At 44.4% G+C, this 17,743-nt stretch carries 11 protein-coding genes; 5 read left to right on the top strand and 6 right to left on the bottom strand.

The genetic code is table 11. The annotated features are described in order from the left end of the window. The first annotated feature begins 123 nt into the window (after window positions 1–123). Genes KTR07_RS25130 through KTR07_RS25120 form a run of 3 tightly spaced genes read left to right on the top strand, consistent with a single transcriptional unit; the run spans window position 124 to window position 5,298 of the window. Window positions 124–4,164: a response regulator gene (locus KTR07_RS25130; RefSeq protein ID WP_048693759.1), complete on the top strand. Its 4,041-nt coding sequence runs from the start codon at window positions 124–126 to the stop codon at window positions 4,162–4,164. Beyond that, window positions 4,161–4,718, top strand: coding sequence for a chromate transporter (locus KTR07_RS25125; RefSeq protein ID WP_008763312.1), 558 nt, complete (start codon window positions 4,161–4,163; stop codon window positions 4,716–4,718). The genes KTR07_RS25130 and KTR07_RS25125 overlap by 4 nt, the downstream gene beginning before the upstream one ends. Window positions 4,719–4,749: 31 nt before the next feature. Next, window positions 4,750–5,298, top strand: coding sequence for a chromate transporter (locus KTR07_RS25120; RefSeq protein WP_008763311.1), 549 nt, complete (start codon window positions 4,750–4,752; stop codon window positions 5,296–5,298). A 106-nt stretch (window positions 5,299–5,404) separates the two neighbouring features. Here the strand turns inward: KTR07_RS25120 and KTR07_RS25115 are convergent, their stop codons facing one another. Both KTR07_RS25115 and KTR07_RS25110 read right to left on the bottom strand, forming a co-directional pair. Beyond that, window positions 5,405–6,913: a glycoside hydrolase family 10 protein gene (locus tag KTR07_RS25115; protein ID WP_008767799.1), complete on the bottom strand. Its 1,509-nt coding sequence runs from the start codon at window positions 6,911–6,913 to the stop codon at window positions 5,405–5,407. Window positions 6,914–6,977: 64 nt separating this feature from the next. After that, window positions 6,978–8,897: a sensor histidine kinase KdpD gene (locus tag KTR07_RS25110; protein ID WP_117981773.1), complete on the bottom strand. Its 1,920-nt coding sequence runs from the start codon at window positions 8,895–8,897 to the stop codon at window positions 6,978–6,980. A 197-nt stretch (window positions 8,898–9,094) separates the two neighbouring features. On the opposite strand from KTR07_RS25110, the gene uvrA reads away from it, so the two are divergent. Continuing rightward, window positions 9,095–11,866 (top strand): excinuclease ABC subunit UvrA, encoded by a 2,772-nt coding sequence (uvrA, locus tag KTR07_RS25105; protein WP_117981772.1) that lies wholly within the window; start codon window positions 9,095–9,097, stop codon window positions 11,864–11,866. Between the two features lie 86 nt (window positions 11,867–11,952). Here the strand turns inward: uvrA and KTR07_RS25100 are convergent, their stop codons facing one another. The 4 genes from KTR07_RS25100 to KTR07_RS25085 all read right to left on the bottom strand — a co-directional run bounded on the left by KTR07_RS25100 (window position 11,953) and on the right by KTR07_RS25085 (window position 15,856). Continuing rightward, complete coding sequence (locus KTR07_RS25100; RefSeq protein ID WP_008763307.1) at window positions 11,953–12,438, bottom strand: outer membrane beta-barrel protein; 486 nt, start codon at window positions 12,436–12,438, stop codon at window positions 11,953–11,955. A gap of 4 nt (window positions 12,439–12,442) precedes the next feature. Next, window positions 12,443–12,673 (bottom strand): hypothetical protein, encoded by a 231-nt coding sequence (locus KTR07_RS25095; protein WP_008763306.1) that lies wholly within the window; start codon window positions 12,671–12,673, stop codon window positions 12,443–12,445. Beyond that, window positions 12,670–14,100 (bottom strand): carbon starvation protein A, encoded by a 1,431-nt coding sequence (locus KTR07_RS25090; protein WP_008763305.1) that lies wholly within the window; start codon window positions 14,098–14,100, stop codon window positions 12,670–12,672. Before KTR07_RS25090 ends, KTR07_RS25095 begins: the two co-directional genes overlap by 4 nt. Before the next feature lie 232 nt (window positions 14,101–14,332). Then, window positions 14,333–15,856, bottom strand: coding sequence for a GDSL-type esterase/lipase family protein (locus KTR07_RS25085; RefSeq protein WP_008763304.1), 1,524 nt, complete (start codon window positions 15,854–15,856; stop codon window positions 14,333–14,335). Between the two features lie 185 nt (window positions 15,857–16,041). Here KTR07_RS25085 and KTR07_RS25080 point away from each other — a divergent pair, with 185 nt between their 5' ends. Continuing rightward, the gene (locus tag KTR07_RS25080) at window positions 16,042–17,499 is read left to right on the top strand and encodes a glycoside hydrolase family 10 protein (RefSeq protein WP_074858894.1); all 1,458 of its coding nucleotides are present in this window, start codon (window positions 16,042–16,044) and stop codon (window positions 17,497–17,499) included. The last annotated feature ends 244 nt before the right edge of the window (window positions 17,500–17,743 follow it).

Below are 17,743 nucleotides of genomic sequence, written 5' to 3'. Positions count from 1 at the left end.
TATACTTCACTTTGAGAGCACCGTTATCTTAACCTAAAATTTTGTAGTGTCGAAAAATCTTCTTAATTTTGTCAAACTTTCCCCCTCACTAAAGATTCAATAACCCATAAAAGTCCTATTTGTATGAAAAAATGGCTTTTTTTATTATTATTGTTTCCTCTGACCTGTGTCGCCCAGACCTATCAGTATCTAGGAGTGGAAGACGGGTTAAGCAACCGGAGAGTGTACTACATTCAAAAAGACAATGTTGGATATATGTGGTTCCTTACGCACGAGGGAATCGACCGGTACAACGGCAAAGAGTTTAAACGGTATAAATTAATGGACGGCGACAAAGAACTCAACTCGCTGTTAAATCTGAATTGGTTATATATCGATCCGGAAGGAACGCTATGGGAAATCGGTAAGAAAGGCAAGATTTTCCGGTATGACCGTATTCATGACACTTTCGAACTCGTCTACAAGTTGCCGATAGAAGACTTTAAGGATTTACCGGCTCCCATTACTTTCAGCTGGATCGATCATAACAATCATATCTGGCTGTGCAACGAAGAAACGATCTTCCTTTACAACACCCGGACGGAAGAGGTTACTCATGTTAAAAACTGCCTCAGCGAAGCTATAAACGACATCGAACAAATCGACGAATCCCACTATTTTATCGGGACGGAGATGGGTATTCATCATGCCCAACTGAAAAACAACACACTGCAACTTCTCCCCTGCGACAAGCTAGACAACGTCAATATTCAAGTTAACGATTTACACTTCGACCCCAAAATCCGCAAACTGTTCATCGGTGCCTTCGAACGGGGCGTCATGGTTTACGACATGAACACAAAAACCATCACACAACCGGAAGTCAGCCTGAAAGACGTAAGTATATCACGCATCAAACCACTGAATGCCAAAGAACTGCTGATTGCTACCGATGGCGGAGGTATCTATAAGATGAATGTCGATACGTACCAGACCGTACCTTTTATCGTAGCAGACTACAACAGCTACAATGGCATGAACGGCAACAGCATTAACGACATCTACATAGACGACGAAGAACGGATATGGATGGCAAACTATCCGATAGGAATTACCATTCAGAACAATCGTTATCCGAGTTATAAATGGATCAAACATTCTGTCGGTAATAAGCAGTCGCTGATTAACGACCAGGTGAACTCTATCATAGAAGACAGCGAGGGAGACTTATGGTATGGCACCAACAACGGAATTAGCCTGCAAGACTCAAAAACCGGAAAATGGCGCTCGTTTCTGAGCACCTTTGAGAATGTACAGAACAGCAAAAATCATATATTTACAACCTTATGTGAAGTATCTCCCGGCATTATTTGGGCAGGCGGATATTTCTCGGGACTTTATCAGATAGATAAACGCACGTCGAAAACAACTTATTTTACACCCGCTTCGTATGCTCATGAAAGTATACGTCCGGATAAATACATACGTGACATACGCAAAGACTCACGCGGTTATGTATGGAGCGGAGGATATTATAACCTGAAGCGAATCAACGTACAAACCAAAGACATACGGCTCTACCACGGACTGCATTCCGTTACCGCCATCATCGAAAAGGATGACAAAAGTATGTGGATAGGTACGGCAACAGGCCTGTTTCTTCTGGATATAGAATCCGGGAAATATGAACGCATCCAACTGCCGGTAGAATCTACCTATGTCTACTCCCTGTATCAGACCAAACAAGGCTCACTGTATATAGGTACCAGCGGATCGGGAGTACTGATTTATGATCCCCAGACAAAGTTGTTTACCCATTATTATACAGGAAACTGTGCCATGATATCCAACAATATCTACACGATATTATCGGATGAAGACAATGAAATTCTATTAAGTACGGAGAACGGACTCACCAGCTTCTATCCCAAACAAAAAACCTTCTACAACTGGACAAAGGAAATGGGACTGATGACTACGCACTTCAATGCGTTGTCCGGTACCCTGCGCAGAAATAACAATTTTATCTTCGGTAGCTCGGACGGTGCCATAGAGTTCAATAAAGACATGAAGCTCCCCAGGACGTACTCTTCCAAGATGATCTTCAGTGATTTCAAACTGTTTTATCAGACGGTATATCCGGGAGACAAGAATTCACCACTGGAAAAAGATATCAACGAAACCAAAGAATTAAGACTAAAATATAATCAGAATATCTTTTCACTGATGGTTTCTTCCATCAACTATGATTATCCTTCCAATGTTCTTTATTCATGGAAGCTGGAAGGATTTTACGAAGAGTGGAGCAAACCCGGCAATGAAAGTACAATCCGTTATACCAACCTCGCTCCGGGAAAATATGTATTGCGTGTGCGTGCCATCTCCAACGAAGACCAACGGGTGATGCTTGAAGAAAGAAGCATTGATATTATCATTGCCCAACCTTTCTGGCTCACTCCCTGGGCAATGATATTGTATGCAATCCTGATTTCCCTCATTGCTGTTATCATCCTGCGGGTTCTTATTCTGAAAAAACAGCGGAAGGTTTCCGATGAAAAAATACACTTCTTCATCAATACGGCACACGATATACGCACCCCGTTGACATTGATTAAAGCTCCTCTGGAAGATTTGCGCGAAAAAGAAGCTCTGAGCAAGGAAGGCATAGCCAACATGAACACTGCCATACGCAATGTAAATGCCTTGTTGCGTCTGACAACGAATCTTATCAACTTTGAGAGAGCAGATGTTTATTCTTCGGAATTATACATTTCGGAGCATGAGCTAAACACGTTCATGACAGAAATATTCAATGCATTTCAGCCTTATGCCAATATCAAGCATATCAACTTTACGTACGAAAGCAATTTCCGGTATATGAATGTATGGTTTGACAAGGAAAAGATGGAATCTATTCTGAAGAATATAATATCGAACGCATTAAAATACACGCCGGAAAATGGTAATGTGCAGATTTTCGTATCAGAGAACAATGATTCGTGGAGCGTGGAAGTGAAGGATACCGGAATCGGTATTCCAGCCAGCGAGCAAAAGAAACTGTTCAAGCTTCATTTCCGTGGCAGCAATGCCATCAATTCGAAAGTGACGGGAAGCGGTATCGGTTTGATGCTGGTATGGAAACTTGTCCGGTTACACAAGGGCAAAATCAACCTGTCGAGCGTGGAGAATCAGGGATCGGTGATTAAGATATCTTTCCCAAAAGACAGCAAACGCTTCCATAAAGCACACCTTGCCACACCAAGCAAACGCCGGCAAGAGATAACAAGTACAACCAATGTGCCTGCCAGCATCTATGAGAATGTGCATAAGGAACAGAATCCGAATCATCAGCGAATCCTAATCGTAGAAGATAATGATGAACTGCGCAACTATCTGTCACAGACACTGGCAGAAGAATATACGGTACAGAACTGCTGCAACGGCAAAGAAGCACTGACCATCATTCCGGAATACAAACCGGAACTGGTTATCTCGGACATTATGATGCCGGAAATGAGAGGGGATGAATTGTGTGACGCCATCAAAAATAATATCGAGACGTCGCATATTCCTGTTATCCTGCTAACAGCTCTTAATAATGAAAAAGACATATTGTCCGGCCTTCAGATTGGTGCTGACGAGTATATTGTCAAGCCATTTAATATTGGAATATTAAAAGCTACCGTCTCCAATCTGTTGATCAACCGCGCCCTTTTGCGAAGCAAATACGGGAGTCTGGATATGGACGATGAGGATGATCATGAAGACGAATGCATCAACTGCTCGCAGGATATCGACTGGAAGTTTATCGCCAATGTACGGAAGAATATAGAAGATAATATAGACAATCCGGCTCTTACAGTAGATGTGCTTTGCAATCTGATGGGAATGAGCCGTACCAGTTTCTACAACAAACTCAGGGCATTGACCGATCAGGCTCCGGGCGATTACATCCGCCTGATCCGCCTGAAACGTTCGGTGAAGTTGCTGAAAGAAGGTACACACAGTATAACAGAAATAGCAGAAATGACAGGATTTAGTGATGCGAAGTACTTCCGTGAAGTATTCAAGAAGCACTTCAACGTAAGCCCCAGCCAATATGGAAAAGAAGGCAAGCCCCACAAGGAGGGCAAGGCTGGAAAAGAAAACAAGTCCGATAAGGAAGGAGGAGAAAAAGAAGAATGAACATTTACCTCGAATCATTTGGAATCTTTTTTAAAATAGGCGCTTTCACCATTGGCGGAGGCTATGCAATGGTTCCACTTATTGAGAATGAAATCGTAACCAAACGAAAATGGATCGCACAGGAAGACTTTATCGACCTGCTGGCTATCTCTCAGTCCGCTCCGGGTATTCTGGCAGTGAATATCTCTATCTTTATAGGATATAAGCTGCGTGGCATTCGGGGAAGTATTGTCACAGCACTGGGGACTATACTCCCCTCATTTATTATCATTCTGGCCATCGCGCTCTTTTTCCATTCTTTCAAGGACAATCCGATTGTGGAACGCATATTTAAAGGAATACGACCCGCCGTGGTGGCATTGATCGCCGCACCGACTTTCACCATGGGACGGTCGGCCAAAATCAACCGGTACAACTTATGGATCCCCGTCGTATCGGCATTATTGATCTGGCTATTGGGCTTCTCCCCGATATGGATTATCATTGCTGCCGGTGTAGGAGGTTTCCTATGGGGAAAATTTAAAAAAGTGGAGAGTGAACACCCAAGGCTATGATTCAAGATTCATAATTCTAAATTAAAAAGAGATGATTTATCTTCAGTTATTTTATACGTTCTTTAAAATCGGACTTTTCGGTTTTGGCGGAGGTTACGCCATGCTTTCGATGATACAAGGTGAAGTAGTAACCCGCTATGGGTGGGTGACTTCGCAAGAATTCACAGACATTGTTGCCATCAGTCAGATGACTCCGGGGCCTATCGGCATCAATGCGGCTACTTATGTCGGTTTTACGTCGACAGGAAGTGTGTGGGGATCGATTGTTGCCACATTCGCTGTTGTTTTTCCCTCTTTCATACTGATGCTGACAATCAGCAAATTCTTTCTGAAATATCAGAAACATCCGGTAGTGGAATCTATTTTTGCAGGATTGCGTCCGGCAGTTGTCGGATTATTAGCTTCTGCCGCACTGGTATTGATGAATGTGGAAAACTTCGGCTCACCTACAGAAGACACCTACACATTTGTCATCAGCATCATTATCTTCCTGATAGCCTTTATCGGCACCAGAAAATACAAGGCAAATCCGATATTAATGATTATCGCCTGCGGGATTGCAGGACTACTGCTTTATTAAAATAAAGTAATAAGAGGCTAACTAAAAAGTCAGTAGTATCTTAAAATCTCCTCCTTCGAGAAGGAGGAGTACCCGCAGGGGGAGGTGGTAGGTGAACATGCAGTCCTTACAGCTTGACCTTCTTACTTACCGATTTTGACTCATTATGAATACGGTCTAAAGCCGTCACCACATAGCGGTATTTGGTCTTACCCGTTTCATACGGCAGTTTGTAGAAAGGATTTCGGGTGATAGCTACGATATGTGACGGATCATCAAGATTCACCTTTTCTTTGGGACCGAAACGGTATACTACGTACTGAATAGCTTTGTCCATTTCAGTCTCCGCTTTCGGAGCAGTCCAGAAAAGTATATAGCCATCTTCTGTCCATACCTTTTTCATCTTACGTACTTTGCCCGGAGCTTTATCATCCATAAAGTCGAATACCGGAATTAAAGCCGGATATTTATGATACTCCTGTACCAAGGCATCCCGATATTTTCCAGCGTTCTCGACTACGGCTGCCGCATACCACTGGCAACTTCCGCCGATAGTCTGATAAGAACGCTGCAAAGCCATCTTTCGTGGAAGCTGGTTGATAGAAGGGTTCTTCGGATCGGCATGCTGAATGGTATTCATGACTGCCTGACCGATAAACAACGGACGGTTTTCCGTATGCTTCGCCCACCAGTCAACCAGTGTTTCGTAATCGGCTGCCTTGTGTCCTATCTCCCAATAAATCTGAGGAATGTTATAATCAATCCATCCTTCACGTGCCCAAAGCAATACGTCGGCATAAAGATCATCATAGTTCTGCAAACCATTTGTGTTGCTGCCCAACGGATCTGTTTTCTGATTGCGGTAAATACCGAACGGGCTGATTCCGAACTTCACCCACGGCTTGATGCCCCGTATTGTTTCATGAAGTTTCTTGATCAGGATATTCACGTTGCCACGACGCCAGTCCGCCTTATTACTGAAACCGCCTCCGTAACGGGCAAAGCTCGCATTGTCCGGGAAATCGACTCCCTTGATCGGATAAGGATAGAAATAATCGTCCATGTGGATAGCATCTACATCGTAACGGGATACAATATCGGAAACAATCTTGCAGATATGCTCACGGCTTTCGGGAAGTGCCGGATCAAAATAGATCTGATCACCATAAGTGACAAACCATTCCGGATGTTCATGATAAATATGTGTCGGTGCCAATTGATTCTTCAATGAAGTCTTCACACGGTAGGGATTGATCCATGCATGGAATTCCATATTCCGTTTATGGCATTCTTCGATCATGAATTGCATCGGGTCCCACATCGGGGAAGGCATTTGCCCTTGTGTTCCTGTCAGGAAACGACTCCACGGTTCGTGTTGTGAAGCATACAATGCATCCGCTTCGGGACGCACTTGAAAGATGATCGCATTAATACCCGCTCCCTGAAGAGAGTTCAACTGACCGACCAGTGTCTGTTTCAGCTTCTCTGTCGGTATGCCACGGAACTGTCCGTTGACAGCCTGTATCCATGCAGCACGAAACTCACGTTTAGGATATGCATTGCCCGATGGCGCCTGCGCTCTTACTCCTGCCGCCAGAAGCAGAACTAATAAGAAAAGATAGTTTTTCAGATTCATAATGTTCTTGAGTCATAAAATAATGTGGTGCAAAGATAATAGATGCAGATACTATCTCCAACTATTATTGAGGCCATTCGACAACAAATCTTGCACCACCCGCGTAGCTGGTGTCCAGATAGACATTTCCATCCACTAATTCCATGATCTGACGGATAATAGACAATCCCAGCCCGGTGCCCTGAGTGAAGGTATCCGCCTTTGCAAAGCGTTCGAAAATCGCATCCCGAAAGTGCTCTTCAATTCCGGGACCGGAATCTTCGATAATGAAACGTACCAGACGATTCGGTTTGTCTTCTTCATAACTCAGACGTATAAATCCGGTTTCCGTGAATTTATTGGCATTGTTCAGCAAACCGAGTAGCACACGCTTCATCCAGATTTCAACCGTACACACTTCGACCGGAGTGGAAGAAGGCATATATTGCAACTTGATTCCTTCTTTCAGATTCTGACGAATCAATCCTAAACATTCCTGACAACACGCATCTACACTCACTGGCTTCTTCGGTATATCATCCGTCTGAGAGTCCATGTCGGCTATATCAATCACATTATTTACCAAATCAAGCAGATATGCGTTGCTGCTCTCCATTTGACGGGCATATTCTTCCATCTCTTCCTGTGTCAGCCCACCGGCAGCCATCAAGGATGAAAAACCGATAATCGAATTGAGCGGAGTACGGATTTCATGTGTGATATGCTGGATAAAAGAGCTTTTCATATGGCTGGCCTTGATAACGGCCTTATTTGCCGCATCCAGTTTCCGGTTCAACGACAAAGAACGCATATAGTAAAACGTGATAACAATCAACAATATCAACACCAGGCATCCGACAATCACGGAAGTTATAAAGAGATTGCGGTTGACCTCCGCCCGCAATTCCAGCTTATCGTGCTCCAACTTATCCACTTCGAACTGCACGGTATATTTGCTTAATTGCTCGTCCAGTTCTGCCGAACGAATGGAATCATTAATATGTGCATAAGATTTATAAACCTCGCAGGCATCTTCAAAGCGTCCCATCTGCTCCATAAACTGTGCTTTCAACAGGTGATTGGCAGGATAACAGCTCCCCACCGAATGATGATAATCCATCAATGAGTCCAGATAGTTGAGTGCCATCTGATTGTCATTCAACGTCCGCGCACAAAGAATTTTATATCCCAACCATCCTTCACGGGGAAAAGCATTCATATTTTCGTGATAAAACTTATCCGCTTCTGCAATAAACGGCTGCGCCTCCTTCTTCCCTTTCAATGCCAGCGTAGCAATCACTTGAAACTGATAATAACGCATGGTAAGCTCCGGTCGGACAGGGATATCCTTACGCTTCATTTTCTCAATCAGTCCCGGCATGCAGTTCAAGTATTCTATCGCATTGGTATACTCCCCTCTAGCCAGATGAGTCTGGATAATATTCAGTGACACCACGTAGGCATCTTCATAAAAACCTGCATCGCTAAAATGTTTCAGTGCGGAAGAATAGTATTCGAGACAGAGCTTGACGTTGTTACTGAACACCCGATGATTATATCCGATACACATTTCGCTGCAAGCCATTCCGAAAGCACTCTTGGCCGCATCCGCATCCTTCTGAAGAAGTCCAGTCTCACGCATGGCCTCATCCTGCAAACCTTTCTCGGTAAGCAACTGAATATACTGGCGCCACTGCGTATAGCGATTATTGATATTACCACGCTTCAGGCACCAGTCCATATATTCATATGCAACCACTTTCAGGCTATCCGTATTTCTCAACCGGTAATAATGGGAAGCAATCTGAGAATAAGCATCGTCGATTTTAGCAGTATCATTCTGCTGCCTTGCCAATCGCATATATTCCTGATAGAAAGGTATAAAATCTTTCTGACCTATTTTATTTGAGACACTGTCGGAAAGGGCTTCCAACTGTTTTTCTTTGTTTGTGCTACTAAAGGCTAAAGTAGATGCAAAACACAGAATGAATAAGCTAATAACCATCCGGATGTTTTTCACGATTCAAGTCAATTTGTTATTATTTTGAAATGTTTGTTGTAAATTCCGGACCAAGATACGCCAATTATCCCGAAGCAATTTCTTTTTATTACCAATTATAACATATCTTAACCCGACCAAAAACCTTTCTTCTATCAATAAAATCGCTAACTTTGCCGACTATCATAAAAAAGGAGTATTTTATGTCAGAAAACAAACATATTTCGATCAAAGGAGCGCGGGTTAACAACCTGAAAAACATCGATGTAGATATTCCACGCAACAAACTTGTCGTGATCACCGGACTATCCGGTTCGGGGAAATCGTCGCTCGCTTTTGATACTCTCTATGCAGAAGGACAACGTCGTTATGTCGAGAGCCTTAGCAGCTACGCACGCCAGTTTCTGGGACGAATGAGCAAACCCGAATGTGATTTTATTAAAGGAATCCCACCGGCAATCGCCATCGAACAGAAAGTGAACAGCCGCAATCCGAGATCTACCGTAGGAACTTCCACCGAGATTTATGAATATCTGCGCTTGCTTTATGCGCGGGTGGGACGGACATATAGCCCCGTCAGCGGAGAAGAAGTCAAGAAGCATTCGACGGAGGACATCGTCAACTGTATGCTTTCGCATCCGGAGGGGACCAGATATACCGTATTGACCCCTATCCGCCTGCGCGAAGACCGTACCCTGCAGCAACAACTGGAGATAGACCTGAAACAAGGCTTCAACCGGGTGGAAGTGAACGGTGAAATGAAGCGTATCGATGAATACAAGCCAGTGGCAGGCGACGAAGTTTATCTGCTGGTAGACCGTATGGCAGTGGCAAACACGAAAGATGCCATCAGCCGACTGACGGACTCTGCCGAAACTGCCATGTATGAAGGGGACGGTACGTGTATGCTACGTTTTTATCTGCCGGACGGCACCACCAGGCTATATAATTTCAGTACGAAATTCGAAGCGGACGGCATCACTTTTGAGGAGCCGAACGATCAGATGTTCTCGTTCAACTCTCCTATCGGTGCCTGCCCCGTATGCGAGGGCTTCGGCAAGGTGATCGGCATTGACGAGCATCTGGTAGTGCCCAACCGCTCGCTATCCGTGTATGAAGGGGCCATCGTCTGCTGGCGTGGCGAGAAGATGGGAGAATGGAAAGATGAACTGATTCATAATGCGGATAAGTTCGATTTCCCGATTTTCACTCCTTACTATGAGCTGACAGACGAGCAACGTCGCACACTCTGGGAAGGAAACCAATACTTCCATGGCATCAACGATTTCTTCAAGATGCTGGAAGAGAATCAATATAAGATACAATACAGGGTAATGCTGGCACGCTACCGGGGAAAAACAATCTGTCCGAAATGTCACGGTACACGTTTGAAACCGGAGGCAGGATATGTGCGGGTAGACGGAAAGAGCATTTCCGAACTGGTAGATTTACCCATCACGGAACTAAAAGAGTTCTTCGACCATCTGAACCTCAACGAACACGATAGCAATGTAGCCCGCAGAATTCTGATTGAAATCAACAGCCGCATCCGCTTTCTGATAGATGTAGGGTTGGGATATCTGACTTTAAACCGGCTCAGCAACTCGCTGTCGGGTGGAGAAAGCCAGCGTATCAACCTGGCAACGTCATTAGGAAGCAGCCTCGTCGGCAGTCTCTATATTCTGGATGAGCCGAGTATCGGTTTGCACAGCCGTGACACCGACCGTCTGATCCGCGTATTGCGTCAATTGCAGGAACTCGGCAATACGGTGGTAGTGGTAGAGCACGATGAAGAAATAATCCGTGCCGCCGATTACATCATTGATATCGGTCCAAATGCCGGCCGCCTGGGAGGAGAAGTCGTTTATCAGGGCGATATGAAAGACCTGAAAAAAGGCAGCAATAGTCATACGGTACGTTATCTGTTGGGAGAAGAGGAGATTCCCGTTCCCGAACATCGTCGGCCGTGGAACAATTATATCGAACTGACAGGTGCCCGCGAAAACAATCTGAAAGGAGTGAATGTAAAGTTCCCTCTCAATGTGATGACAGTAGTCACGGGTGTTTCCGGTTCCGGTAAGAGTACGTTAGTGCGGGATATCTTCTATCGGGCACTAAAGCGCGAACTGGATGAATGCAGCGACCGCCCGGGAGAGTTCTCTTCTATCGGTGGAAGCCTACGTAACTTGAGAAATATCGAATTTGTCGATCAAAACCCGATTGGCAAATCGTCCCGTTCCAATCCGGTGACTTACATCAAGGCTTATGACGAAATCCGGAAGCTATGGGCGGAACAGCCTCTGGCAAAACAAATGGGATACACAGCCGGACATTTCAGTTTCAACAGCGAAGGCGGACGATGCGAGGAATGTAAAGGCGAAGGAACCATCACTGTAGAAATGCAGTTTATGGCAGACTTGGTGCTGGAATGCGAATCCTGTCACGGTAAACGTTTTAAAGCAGATACACTGGAGGTGAAATTCCAGGATAAGAACATCTATGATGTACTGGAAATGACAGTAAACCAAGCCGTCGAATTCTTCACCGAACATGGTCAGAAGAAAATTGTAAAAAGACTGCTTCCACTACAGGATGTCGGACTGGGATATATCAAATTAGGCCAGTCCTCTTCTACCCTATCCGGTGGCGAAAACCAACGTGTGAAGCTGGCATTCTACCTGAGTCAGGAGAAAGCCGACCCGACCCTGTTTATTTTTGACGAACCAACCACCGGACTGCACTTCCACGACATCCGCAAGCTGTTGGATGCCTTCGACGCACTCATCCGACGGGGACACAGCATTGTCATCATCGAACATAATATGGACGTTATCAAATGTGCCGATTATGTAATCGACCTCGGACCGGAAGGCGGAGACAAAGGCGGAAATATCGTAGCGGTAGGTACCCCGGAAGAAGTAGCCACTTGCGGAGCAAGCTATACGGGGCAGTTTCTGAAAGAAAAGCTTGCTTAATGAATAATGGATAATTGAAAATGGATAATGGCTATGCAGTAAACAGCGCAGCTCATTATCCATTTTCAATTATCCATTATCCATTGTTAAAAGTAGAATCCGAATCCGACCTTAACGCCGAAACGTGACATGTCGCTATCGTTGAAGCGCCATTTGTAATATACGGCGGGTTCGATGGTTACGGTGCGGGAAAGGAAGTAAGCGTATCCGGCTTCGATGCCTAGCCCCCAGTCAGTCTGGTGATGTCCTCCGCTCCAACGGAAGCGGTTCCAGTCGAGACCTCCGCCCAGATACACACCGGTGGAATTAAAGTAGAAACGCATTCCTGTCCCTAATGTGTATTCGTCTACGGGTTTTGACCAATCAGCACCGACATTAACCATCAATGCGATACCGTCGGCAAGGAATGTACCGGCTTGCGCACCAATACCAAACTTCGCCTTATCGTTTTTACTATACGAAAAATCCAATCCCGTTACAGAAGGATTAAGAATCATTTTTCCTTTCTCAAATTGTGCTTGGGCAGCTATTGATACCACCAGCAGACAAATAGCTAAAGCTAATTTCTTCATAAATTTACTTTTTTAAGTGAATAGATTGTTCGTCTTTTTTACGGCGTTCACGCATTTGTTCCTTCTTCCGGAGCACGAGCCAAAGCAGGAGTACGATGACGTAAGAACCTACCACCGTAAGAATCTTCTCCGTCTGGCCGACTTCCGTGTTGCGAGGTAACAAATAGGCTGCCGTTACTGATACATAAATAAGGAATGCGATAGCAACTCCTGTCGATTTTTTTATTTTCTTCATTCTGATAGTTTTCTAGTTTTTTGTTTTCCCAGCCAGATAAAGAACCAGGCAATAGCTACCACTACGCATCCTATACCGATGCAGTAGGAAACTATATGCGAAAGTCCCAGCCCTTCGGGAGCAATACATATATAAGTAGAACAAACACTCGTCATAAATAAGGCGGGGATCAGCGTAATCCAATAAGGCTTTTTGGCTACCACAAGGTAGACTGTGATAGCCCAGAGGGTGAACACCGCCAATGTCTGGTTGGCCCAGGCAAAGTAACGCCAGATCATGTTAAATCCGTCCGCGTCACGCAAGCTATAAAGAAGCAGACCGATAGCTACTGCGAACATCGGAATACAAATGTATAAACGACGGCGCATACTTTTTTGTTCCAGTCCCAGAAAGTCCGCCACAATCAGGCGGGCGGAACGGAAAGCGGTATCTCCCGAAGTAATGGGAGCCGCAATTACTCCAAGAATGGCGAGCACTCCACCGATAGCTCCCAGCCAGTCTTTAGTGATAGCGTCTACTATCACGGAAGCATTACTTTCTTCCATTCCATTTTCATGGAAGAAATAAGTAGCGGCTGCCGCCCATATCAAAGCAACGATGCCTTCGGTAATCATTGCACCATAGAAAACCGGACGTCCATGACGTTCTGAAGTCATGCAGCGGGCCATTAAAGGACTCTGCGTGGCATGGAAACCGGATATGGCACCGCAGGCGATACTCACAAACATAATCGGGAAGATCGGCAGTTCACTGGCATCCGGATTGGTATTCTGCAAGCCGTCCCATAGTTCGGGCAAAGCGGGGTGATTGACATAAAGCATCACCAGGATACCGACCGCCATAAACAGCAAGGCTACTGCAAACAACGGATATATTTTACCGATGATCTTATCAACCGGAAGCAGGGTAGCCAGAATATAATATAGGAATACAACAACAATCCAAAAGGTGGCGTCCAGACTTTCCGGAGTCAGCTTGGCCAATAGTCCGGCAGGTCCGGCTACGAAGACGGAACCGACGAGAATCATCAGAAGAACAGTAAATCCACGCATGATCTGTTTGGTAGTCAGCCCCAGATAACGGCCTATGATTTCGGGAAGACTCTCTCCCCCATGACGTAAAGAAAGCATTCCGGCAAAGTAATCATGAACAGCGCCTGCAAAAATACTTCCCAATACAATCCATAAATAAGAAGAAGTACCGAACTTCGCTCCCATAATCGCACCGAATATCGGACCCAGTCCGGCGATATTAAGGAATTGAATCATGAATATTTTCCAGGTAGGCAACGGAATATAGTCTACTCCGTCGGCTTTGGTAAGAGCCGGTGTTTTACGGTCGTCCGGACCAAAGACGCGCTCCATCAGGCGTCCATACGTGAAATAGCCTGCTATCAACGCCAGCAGGCACAGGGTAAATGTAATCATGGCGTGTTGTTTTTTTAACTGTCGCAAATGTAACATAATCTCACGAAACAGCCCAACAATACCGACACTTTTGCTAACTTTGCAGGGATTTAAAACAAAAAATAAAGAATATGCACCGAACTATTTTCATTCTTTCACTTTTGTTTCTTGTTCTTCCGGCAAAGGTTTAGATACAACCTCCTTTCTTTTCAATGCTAATATAGGTAATCCGATATATACACCAAGGTCTGAATTACTGCTTCTTCATTTCATCTGCTGTCACGATTTTCCATTTATCCAAGTCTTCAATTTGGCCGCTTCTATTGCCTACCACCTCTGTACTGTTCGCAGAAGACAAACCTATTCTTGCTTCAGGAGACAGCTCCAATGAATAATAGCCTTCATCATCCGTAGGTGTCAGGAACAATGCATATTTAGGATCATGTACTCGCCAGTCATCACCCGGTTTACCCACAATCACTTTATCTCCATTATTCATTACATGAAGGTTGGTCGCTATATTTCTGACACGGAGGATATGATACGTCAAATTCTCGATACAAAACAATTGGGACTTCTTTTCCGAATCATATTTTGCGGCAGAAATCACTTTCGAATCCGGATTACAATCCAATACCATACCGGTTGCCTTGTTTACCAAATAGACCTGAGACACATTATCGGTTACATAAGGCATATATTTTTCCTTGATAGTTACTGATTTCAGTTTGGCATCCTGTCCTCTCCATTGTACAGTCACTTTATGTTTGCCTTTTATCCGACGGTCGAAAAGAGCAGATTGTGTAGTGAAATTCTTAGAGTCGGCACCCGAAACATCAACCGAGGCAAAAGGAATTGTTTCAGTATCCAGATAGAAATCCAAGTATCCCGATTTCTTTTTATTCAATTGCACGTCAACCTCTACTTTCTCATACGTAGGCAATGAGCCAAAATGTACATCGAATGACAATCTCGTACCGTTCTTCGCTTTTTCAATAGCACCATTCTTCATCTTCGCCTTCGAACCCGAAAGAGAAATATCCGAAGCAGCCACTGTTATTCCACCGGGGTTCATAACGAATTCACCCGTTATCGCCTTATACACTTCCTTCGCTATAATATAATGCCCTCTATGGTCGGGATGCACCCAATCGTTGCCACCCGGCATAAATTCCGGATGTCCCTTCAAGGGATTATACAGATCTACACAGACCAGATTAAGTTCCTCCGCAATCTCTCTTACGGCAGGCTGAATATAATTCTTTGCTACATTGTCATCAAATGAACCTAGAAATCCCCCATCGCCATAATACATCGGCGGAGGCGTACAAATATAAATATCCGGTTTAGTCGAAAGAGCCTGGAATTTAGCGATCAACTTCTTATAGTCTGCTTTAAAAGTCTCCTTACCATATTTTTCGAAATTCTTCTTGTTGGCATCATTTGCACCAAACTTAATAATGACAATATTAGGTTTATACTCAAGTGCCGCTGCGCATTGCTCAGAATTAATGTAAGCGAATTGATATTCATTAGGATTTTCGGGAGTAGTCGCATCTTCTCTTAATTTTATAAATACCCCGGAAGAGCCTTTACCAAATTTGGTAACTTCATAATCATCACCGAGCATTTCAGCCAAAGGCATCGCGTAATAACCATAATCATTCGTTCCTCCGGTGATACTGTTTCCAACAGTAGCAACTCTAATCTTTCCCGTCTGGGCAGTCAGACTCGCCGCAAACAAAAGACAGAGCGACACAGATAGTAGCTTTTTCATTGTTTATTATCTTGTTATATTAATATTTTATATTTCGTACCTTATTAAAAGACGGCTAAGAATGTAGATACCACTAAAAGAGAATCAGTAATTTTCTGTCAAATAGCATTAAATAAAAAAGGAATAATCAATTTACAGACATTTTTGCTAGCTTTGCAGAGATTTAGCATCTAAAAGGGAATAATATGCACCGAACTATTTTCATTCTTTCACTTTTGTTTCTTATCTTTCCGGCTAAGGCGCAACCCAAGCACGAAGTTCGTGCAGCATGGATTACGGCTGTATATGGTCTGGACTGGCCCCGTACACGGGCTACGACTCCTCAGGGCATCCGCAAGCAAAAGGAAGAATTGGTGGATATCCTTGATAAACTGAAAGCTGCCAACTTCAATACTGTCCTGTTTCAGACCCGTACACGCGGAGATGTGCTGTATCCTTCTTCCATCGAACCGTTCAATTCTATCCTGACCGGAAAAGTCGGAGGAAATCCGGGATATGATCCGTTGGCCTTTGCGATTGAGGAATGCCACAAGCGGGGGATGGAATGTCATGCGTGGATGGTGACTATTCCGCTAGGCAACAAAAAGCACGTCGCTTCTCTCGGCAAACAATCTGTCACCAAGCGAGTGAAAGATATATGCGTGCCTTATAAAAATGAATATTTCCTTAATCCGGGGCATCCTGCTACGAAAGAGTATCTCATGAGACTCGTTCGGGAAGTGGTGGAGCGCTATGATATAGACGGAGTGCATTTCGACTACCTGCGCTATCCGGAGAATGCTCCTCTATTCCCCGACAAATACGATTTCCGCCGTTACAGCAAAGGACGTACTTTGGATCAATGGCGACGGGATAACATTTCCGAAATCGTCCGGTACATATATAAAGGTGTGAAAGCAATGAAGCCGTGGGTAAAGGTAAGTACTTGCCCTGTAGGAAAATACAGAGATACTTCCCGCTATTCTTCCCGTGGTTGGAATGCGTTCTATACCGTTTATCAAGACCCGCAAGGATGGCTCGGAGAAGGTATTCAGGATCAGATATATCCCATGATGTATTTTCAGGGAAACAGTTTCTATCCTTTCGCGCTCGACTGGCAGGAACAGAGCAACGGACGACAGGTTATTCCGGGGCTCGGCATCTATTTCCTCCATCCCGACGAAGGGAAGTGGACACGCGACGAAGTGGATCGTCAGATTAATTTCATTCGTAATCAGAAAATGGCAGGAGAAGGACATTACCGTGTCAAGTATCTGATGGACAATACTCAGGGAATTTATGACGAATTGATTGAGAACTTCTATGCCTATCCGGCATTACAGCCCCCGATGACATGGTTGGATAACGTTCCGCCGTCTGCCCCCTCAGCACTCAAAGTTACGTCCATCGACAACGGATATACCGAATTGAACTGGCAACCAGCGACGGATAATGACCAACGGAATAAACCGATGTACGTGATTTATGCTTCCAATGAATATCCGGTAGATACAAAGAAAGCGGAAAATATTGTCGCACAAAGTATTCGTGAAACAAGTTACATTTATGCACCCATCCAGCCTTGGAATGCCAAGAAGTATTTTGCAGTAACGGCTATCGACCGTTGCGGGAATGAGAGTGCACCCATAAATGGAGATAAGTAGGCATTTCAGACAGTATTACCACAATATGACTTTTCCGATGTTCACCAATTCCAATTTAGCAGTATCTTCAAAGAGTTTCCATTGCTTGAAACCAGAGTTTCATCGGTGTGAAACTGTAGTTTCATCGGTGAGAAACTAGAGTTTCATACGCTTGAAACTTTAGTTCCAAACGCTCGAAACTATCTGAAACTTGTACTTCCCTAATAATGGTTGACTTGTTTATCTCTAATAGCTGCTATGTGTT

This window comes from Bacteroides sp. MSK.20.82, from assembly GCF_019052485.1.
Classification (GTDB): Bacteria; Bacteroidota; Bacteroidia; order Bacteroidales; family Bacteroidaceae; genus Bacteroides; species Bacteroides thetaiotaomicron.
Note: the sequence above shows the minus strand (reverse complement) of the source record. Positions and strands in the feature narration are given on the sequence as shown.

What these genes read in the sequence shown, in the direction of transcription:
- KTR07_RS25130 (WP_048693759.1), top strand. Translation starts at nt 124, where the DNA reads ATGAAAAAATGGCTTTTTTTATTATTATTGTTTCCTCTGACCTGTGTC.
- KTR07_RS25125 (WP_008763312.1), top strand. Translation starts at nt 4,161, where the DNA reads ATGAACATTTACCTCGAATCATTTGGAATCTTTTTTAAAATAGGCGCT.
- KTR07_RS25120 (WP_008763311.1), top strand. Translation starts at nt 4,750, where the DNA reads ATGATTTATCTTCAGTTATTTTATACGTTCTTTAAAATCGGACTTTTC.
- KTR07_RS25115 (WP_008767799.1), bottom strand. Translation starts at nt 6,913, where the DNA reads ATGAATCTGAAAAACTATCTTTTCTTATTAGTTCTGCTTCTGGCGGCA.
- KTR07_RS25110 (WP_117981773.1), bottom strand. Translation starts at nt 8,897, where the DNA reads ATGGTTATTAGCTTATTCATTCTGTGTTTTGCATCTACTTTAGCCTTT.
- uvrA (WP_117981772.1), top strand. Translation starts at nt 9,095, where the DNA reads ATGTCAGAAAACAAACATATTTCGATCAAAGGAGCGCGGGTTAACAAC.
- KTR07_RS25100 (WP_008763307.1), bottom strand. Translation starts at nt 12,438, where the DNA reads ATGAAGAAATTAGCTTTAGCTATTTGTCTGCTGGTGGTATCAATAGCT.
- KTR07_RS25095 (WP_008763306.1), bottom strand. Translation starts at nt 12,673, where the DNA reads ATGAAGAAAATAAAAAAATCGACAGGAGTTGCTATCGCATTCCTTATT.
- KTR07_RS25090 (WP_008763305.1), bottom strand. Translation starts at nt 14,100, where the DNA reads ATGATTACATTTACCCTGTGCCTGCTGGCGTTGATAGCAGGCTATTTC.
- KTR07_RS25085 (WP_008763304.1), bottom strand. Translation starts at nt 15,856, where the DNA reads ATGAAAAAGCTACTATCTGTGTCGCTCTGTCTTTTGTTTGCGGCGAGT.
- KTR07_RS25080 (WP_074858894.1), top strand. Translation starts at nt 16,042, where the DNA reads ATGCACCGAACTATTTTCATTCTTTCACTTTTGTTTCTTATCTTTCCG.